The following is a 6,159-nucleotide window of genomic DNA, read 5'->3' on the forward strand; positions in this document are numbered from 1 at the left end:
TCGCATTTTTGTATGGTTTGAGTGGAGCTATTTTTATCACTTTAGGCTCTTATGCGGTTTCCGAATATATTGTACAGGGAAATAGTGTATGGATTTGGAGTATTCCTATTGCATTATTGATGGCTTTAGGTACTTATTTAGCTAGTTTATATGGTCATTATTTGGCAAAATATCAATTGGGAAGATTGTATCATTTCGTGAATGAATTGCTTCGTGATGCAGAGTTTTATCAAAATAGCGACGAAATTAAGGAATAAAAAAAAGCGACCTAAACAGGTCGCTTACAAGAAATATGTTGAGATAATATATTAATTAGATTACTTTCACATTAACGGCGTTGATGCCTTTTTTTCCTTGTTCTAAGTCAAAAGATACTTTATCGTTTTGAGCTACTTTGTCTGTTAAACCAGAAACGTGTACGAAGTACTCTTTTCCTGATTCGTCATCTTTAATAAATCCGTATCCTTTTTCTTCATTAAAGAATTTTACAGTTCCTTTATTCATAGTATTTTATTTTCGTTGATAAAGATATAAGATTTATTTACAAAACCAATATTAATTTTTAGTTTTTTTTTATAACAATTTTTTTAGGCTATAATTTCATTATAATTTTGTCTCAAATCATAATATTTTGGCAGGAATTTATATTCATATCCCGTTTTGTAAACAAAAATGTAGCTATTGCGACTTTCATTTTTCGACTAATCTTCAACATAAATCAAATTTAATTCAAGCAATTAATAAAGAACTTGAGATCAGAAAAAATGAAATTTCTACACCTTTAGAAACGATTTATTTTGGAGGAGGAACACCTTCTATCCTAAACGAAATTGAGTTAGAAAGTATTTTCGAAACGATTTATAAAAATTATTCGACCAAAAATTTAAAAGAAATTACACTAGAAGCGAATCCTGATGATCTGAACAAAGAAAAACTTAATTTCTTGAAATCAACTCCGATTAATCGTTTTTCGATTGGTGTTCAATCATTTTTTGAAGAAGATTTGAAATTAATGAATCGAGCACATAACGCACAAGAAGCTGAAACTTCTATAAAATTGGCGCAAGATTTTGGTTTCGAAAATATCACTATTGATTTGATTTATGGTTCTACAACCACAACTAACGAAGTGTGGAAACAAAATTTGCAAAAAGCAATTGCGCTAAATGTTCCACATATTTCTTCTTATGCCTTAACAGTCGAAGAAAAAACAATTTTAGATCATCAAATCAAAAAAGGAATCACTAAACCAGTTGATGAAGATCGTCAAAACGAACAATTTCAACTTTTAGTAGACACTTTAACTTCGAATAATTTTATTCAATACGAAATCTCCAATTTCGGAAAAGAAAACTATTTTTCTTTGCACAATTCTAATTATTGGAAAGGAATTCATTATTTAGGAATTGGACCTTCTGCACATTCTTATAACGGAAAAACTCGAGCTTGGAACATTGCAAATAATTCAAAATATATACAAACTATCAACGAAAATAAGCTACCTCAAGAAATTGAAGTTTTAAATGAAGTAGAACAATTTAATGAAATGATAATGATTGGATTGAGAACAATTTATGGAATAGATTTAAATCGAATTAATTCAGAATTTTCTCAACCTTTAGTGAATTCTTTTTATCAAGAACTCAATCAATTAATTAACGAAAATTTAGTCGAAAAGAAAGAAAATAGAATTATTTTGAAACCCGAAGCAAAATTTTTCGCAGACGGAATTGCTTCAAGATTATTTTACATCGATTAATTTGTTAAATTTGCGATATGAATGATAACAGACCAATTGGTGTTTTCGACTCTGGAGTTGGCGGTTTGACGTTTGCAAAAGAAATAAAACGTCTGCTACCAAACGAAAGTTTGATCTATTTTGGCGATACTCAAAATTTGCCTTACGGAGAAAAATCGAAAGAAGCGATTACACAATTTTCGGTAGACATTACTAATTTTTTAATAGACAATAATTGTAAAGCGATTTTAGTTGCATGTAATTCCGCAACAGCTAATTCGTTGAAAGAAATTAGAGAAGCCGCAGGAAAAGATGTTCCTGTTATCGATGTTATTTCGCCAGTTGCGGAGAAAGTTTCGTTCGAATTAAGAGAAAAAATAGGTGTTATTGCAACAAAAGCAACTGTAAATTCGGGCGCTTACAAAAAGGCTATTCGTCGTCGGAATAAACATATTACGGTTATTGAAATGGCAACTCCGCTCCTAGTTCCTGTTATCGAAGAAGGTTTTACAAATTCGACGATTTCTAAAGCAGTTTTAGAAACTTATTTGTTGAACAAAAAATTAGAAGGAATTGATTCGATTATTTTGGGATGTACACATTATACACATCTAGAAAAAGAAATCAATCAAGTGTTTGAAGGAAAAGTTGATATTGTAAATTCGCCTTTAATTGTCGTGAATCAAGTGATTTATCAATTAGCAAAAGAAGGAAAATTGGCTGCTAAAGATGCTGTTGCAAACTATACATTTTATATTTCTAACAATACGGATAATATTATAAAAGTTGCAAAAAAATTCTTTGGAAAAGATATTCAATTAATTGAGAAAAATTTAGAAACGAAATAGAACCGACCATTATTTGTCGGTTTTTTTATAAAATATTACGAACAAACAAAAACAAATCATTACATGGAAAAATCAGCAGAATTAATTGCATTAGAAGAAAAATACGGAGCGCATAACTATCATCCGCTTCCAGTTGTATTGGAAAAAGGTGAAGGTGTTTACGTTTGGGATGTTGATGGGAAAAAATATTTCGACTTTTTATCAGCTTATTCAGCTGTTAATCAAGGTCACTGTCATCCTCGAATCATCAAAGCGTTAAAAGATCAAGCCGAAAAATTAACGTTAACTTCTCGTGCTTTTTATAATGCGGAATTAGGAAAATACGAAAAATTTATCACAGAATTATTCGGTTTCGATAAAGTTTTACCAATGAATACGGGTGCTGAAGCAGTAGAAACAGCGCTAAAAATTGCTCGTAAATGGGGGTACGAAAAGAAAGGAATTCCAGCTGGTGAAGCGATTATTGTGGTATGTAAAGACAATTTCCATGGTCGTACAACTACTATTATTTCTTTCTCGAATGATGAAGATGCACGTAAAAATTTCAATCCTTACACAAGTGGTTTTGAAGCTGTAGAATACAATGATATTGAAGCTCTAAAACAAATTTTAGAAGAAAAAGCAGATAAAATTTGTGGATTCTTAGTAGAACCAATTCAAGGAGAAGCGGGTGTTAATGTACCTTCTGAAGGATATTTGAAAGCTTGTGAAGAATTATGTAAACAACATAATGTTTTATTTATCGCCGACGAAATTCAAACAGGAATTGCACGTACAGGAAAAATGTTAGCAATCGATCACGAAAATATTGATGCCGATGTTTTAATCTTAGGTAAAGCCGTTTCGGGTGGAGCTTATCCAGTTTCTGCAGTTTTAGCAAATGATGAAATCATGAATGTGATCAAACCAGGACAACACGGTTCTACTTATGGAGGAAATCCATTAGCTGCGGCTGTTGCAACAGAAGCTTTGCAAGTTGTTTTGGACGAAAAATTAGCTGAAAATTCTGAAAAATTAGGGCAAATTTTTAGAGCAGAAATCACAAAAATGGCAGAAGAATTTCCGTTATTCAAATCAGTTCGTGGAAAAGGTTTATTAAATGCAATTTTAATCAACGATACACCAGAATCTGAAACAGCATGGAATTTCTGTGTTGCAATGAAAGACAACGGATTATTAGCCAAACCTACGCACGGAAACATCATTCGTTTCGCTCCTCCTTTAGTGATGAACGAAGAACAGTTACACGAATGTTTAGCGATTATTCGTAAAACTGCACAAGAGTTTAAAAAATAATCAACAATAAAATGATATAGAAAAAACCTGATGAAATTTCATCAGGTTTTTTTATATTCGAAGCTTTAAATAACACTATGAATTCTTTTAAAATAAACGTTTCTGAAACGTACAAAAAGGCTCAAAAAAAATCGGCTGTTTGGATTGCTCTTTTCTTGATTACTCTTTTCTTTTCTACAATTTTGAGCATCATCATTTTTATAATTTGTGTTTGTGCAGGAATCGCTATTGTCATTACAAAACCAATGTGGATTACCATTATTTTAGGTTTGGGACTATTGGCTTTAGGAGGTTTAATCGTTTACTATAATATTAAATTTATTCTGAATATTTTCAAAAAAACAGCTACAAATGGAATTGAAATTTTTGAAATAGATCAACCAGAATTATTCAAATTAATAAAAGAAACCGCAGATAAAGTTGGCACAAAACATCCAAAAAAAAGTATTTATTATTGATGATGTAAATGCATATGTTTCCTATTCGAACAATTTGCAAAGTTTAGTTTTTCCGACGAGAAAAAATTTGTCGATTGGTATTGGTTTGCTTCATGGTATTTCTCAAAACGAATTAAAAGGAATAATTGCGCACGAATTTGGGCATTTTTCTCAAAAATCAATGACAATTGGTAGTCATGTTGGAAATGCGACCAAAATTATGGAAGATATTTTATACAGTAATCAAACCTTGAGATTTGATGTCGATAACTTAGGTCAAATTAATGGAATTGTTGGTTTTATCTCGATGGGCGCTGTTGCTTACAATAAAATGATTGAATCTATTTTGAAAATAATTCACAAAAAATTAGAATTTAATTATCTAAAATTAAGTCGAGAAATGGAATTTCATGCGGATCAAATTGCAACAAATGTTGTGGGAATTGAGACGATGAGCAAACCATTATTGAGAATAGAATTGTATCAATTTGTTTACCAAGAATTAGCCAATTTTTATACAAGTTTACAAGATGATAAAAAGTTTTCGACTAATATTTATCAAAATATGAATCAATTAGTTGACTTTTATATCGATGATTACGAACTTTCTTTAGAAAATAATTTAGCAATTGTTGGAATTAATGAATTTAATCAAAATCATTCTTTACTACAATTTGAAGATTTATGGTCGACGCATCCAGAAATGGACAAACGTTTAGCAAATATAGCGTCTACAAATCATCATTCTGAGATAGACAAATCTCCAAAAGCCATTACATTACTTCAAAAAAATAATGAATTTGAAGAAGAATTTACATTCAATTTTTTCTTTCAATTAAATTTATATCGTGTCAATGAAATAGACAATTCAGAATTTATTGAAACGTTTAAAAGCATTCATAATAAATACAATTACCCTAAAGTTTACAATCATTTTTTTTCAAATTATGATTTACCTTTTGATCGAATTAAAAAAGCTGATTTAACGGATAAACAACAAAATATTCCTACGAATGAATTGTTTTCGGATGAAAATATTATAGTTGCAAAACAATATTTAGCTTTACAAATTGATTTATTGCAATTAGATTTTTTTTCCAGTCAAAAAAAGCCGCAACCATTCAAATACAACAATGTTGTTTACAATAAAAAACAAGATGTACTGAAAGTTAAAGAAGAATTGGAGCAAATAAATAAGGAAAAAGAAGCTGAGTTTTCTGAATATTTAGACAATATCAAAATATTTTTCAGATCTAATTTAGATGAACAAAAAGCTATTTTATTAGAAGATTGTATCAAAGTTGAAGCAGATTTATCAGCGAATATTCAATTGGTAGATGAAATTAGAACTCATATTAATTTTGCAACAAAACCTATTCACGAAAAGCTAAGAATTGAGGCTTTAACAGTTTTGAATGATCAAGTTGAACAACTAAAAAATGTAACAAAAGATATTCTACAAAGTGAAATAGCAAAGGAAAAAATAACAATTCGAAAAGTTGAAAATGCGCAATATTTTATAGATGAAGATTGGATTTTCTTTTTTGACTCTACAGGTTATAACAACAATGCTTTTGAGAATTTGATTGAAAATTTATACTTTGTAGATCAAGTTTCAAATAACTTATTGTTTCAAAAGAAATCTGCTTTTCTAAAAGAATACGAACCATTGTTAAACTATACATCAAAAACAAAAGCCTCTTAATTAGAGGCTTTTGTTTTATATTTTAAGGAGCTAAACGCTCTTTTTTCCAATCAAAATCGTCTTGTAAAACATAACGAACTCTATCGTGTAAACGACTTGGACGTCCTTGCCAAAACTCTATTTCTGTTGGGCGAA

General features: G+C 30.0%; 8 protein-coding genes. 6 read left to right on the top strand and 2 right to left on the bottom strand.

Features of this window, described 5'->3' with window-relative positions:
• The coding region (locus tag B2217_RS10825) for a hypothetical protein (RefSeq protein ID WP_291122559.1) at positions 1-257 on the top strand (257 nt) is incomplete at its 5' end.
• A 55-nt stretch (positions 258-312) separates the two neighbouring features.
• On the opposite strand, the gene B2217_RS10830 is transcribed toward B2217_RS10825, so the two are convergent.
• A complete protein-coding gene (locus B2217_RS10830; protein WP_038330556.1) occupies positions 313-504 on the bottom strand; it encodes a cold-shock protein in 192 nt (63 codons plus the stop codon).
• Positions 505-631: 127 nt separating this feature from the next.
• Between B2217_RS10830 and hemW the strand changes: the two genes are divergently transcribed.
• From hemW to B2217_RS10855, 5 genes are all read left to right on the top strand, one after another.
• Positions 632-1,759: a radical SAM family heme chaperone HemW gene (gene hemW, locus B2217_RS10835; protein ID WP_180904466.1), complete on the top strand. Its 1,128-nt coding sequence runs from the start codon at positions 632-634 to the stop codon at positions 1,757-1,759.
• A 17-nt stretch (positions 1,760-1,776) separates the two neighbouring features.
• Positions 1,777-2,586: a glutamate racemase gene (gene murI, locus B2217_RS10840; RefSeq protein WP_180904467.1), complete on the top strand. Its 810-nt coding sequence runs from the start codon at positions 1,777-1,779 to the stop codon at positions 2,584-2,586.
• A gap of 63 nt (positions 2,587-2,649) precedes the next feature.
• Entirely contained in the window at positions 2,650-3,882 is a 1,233-nt protein-coding gene (gene rocD, locus B2217_RS10845) for an ornithine--oxo-acid transaminase (RefSeq protein ID WP_180904468.1), read from the top strand.
• 77 nt (positions 3,883-3,959) lie between these two features.
• Entirely contained in the window at positions 3,960-4,340 is a 381-nt protein-coding gene (locus B2217_RS10850) for a hypothetical protein (RefSeq protein WP_291122561.1), read from the top strand.
• A complete protein-coding gene (locus tag B2217_RS10855; RefSeq protein ID WP_291122563.1) occupies positions 4,303-6,024 on the top strand; it encodes a M48 family metallopeptidase in 1,722 nt (573 codons plus the stop codon). The genes B2217_RS10850 and B2217_RS10855 overlap by 38 nt, the downstream gene beginning before the upstream one ends.
• Before the next feature lie 22 nt (positions 6,025-6,046).
• Here the strand turns inward: B2217_RS10855 and B2217_RS10860 are convergent.
• The coding region (locus tag B2217_RS10860) for a pyridoxine 5'-phosphate oxidase C-terminal domain-containing protein (RefSeq protein ID WP_291122587.1) at positions 6,047-6,159 on the bottom strand (113 nt) is incomplete at its 5' end.

The sequence above is a fragment of the Empedobacter sp. UBA7620 genome (genome assembly GCF_002484185.1).
Lineage (GTDB): Bacteria > Bacteroidota > Bacteroidia > Flavobacteriales > Weeksellaceae > Empedobacter > Empedobacter falsenii_C.

Coding starts and splice junctions, on each gene's coding strand:
- rocD (WP_180904468.1), top strand. CDS start 2,650: ATGGAAAAATCAGCAGAATTAATTGCATTAGAAGAAAAATACGGAGCG.
- B2217_RS10850 (WP_291122561.1), top strand. CDS start 3,960: ATGAATTCTTTTAAAATAAACGTTTCTGAAACGTACAAAAAGGCTCAA.
- B2217_RS10830 (WP_038330556.1), bottom strand. CDS start 504: ATGAATAAAGGAACTGTAAAATTCTTTAATGAAGAAAAAGGATACGGA.
- murI (WP_180904467.1), top strand. CDS start 1,777: ATGAATGATAACAGACCAATTGGTGTTTTCGACTCTGGAGTTGGCGGT.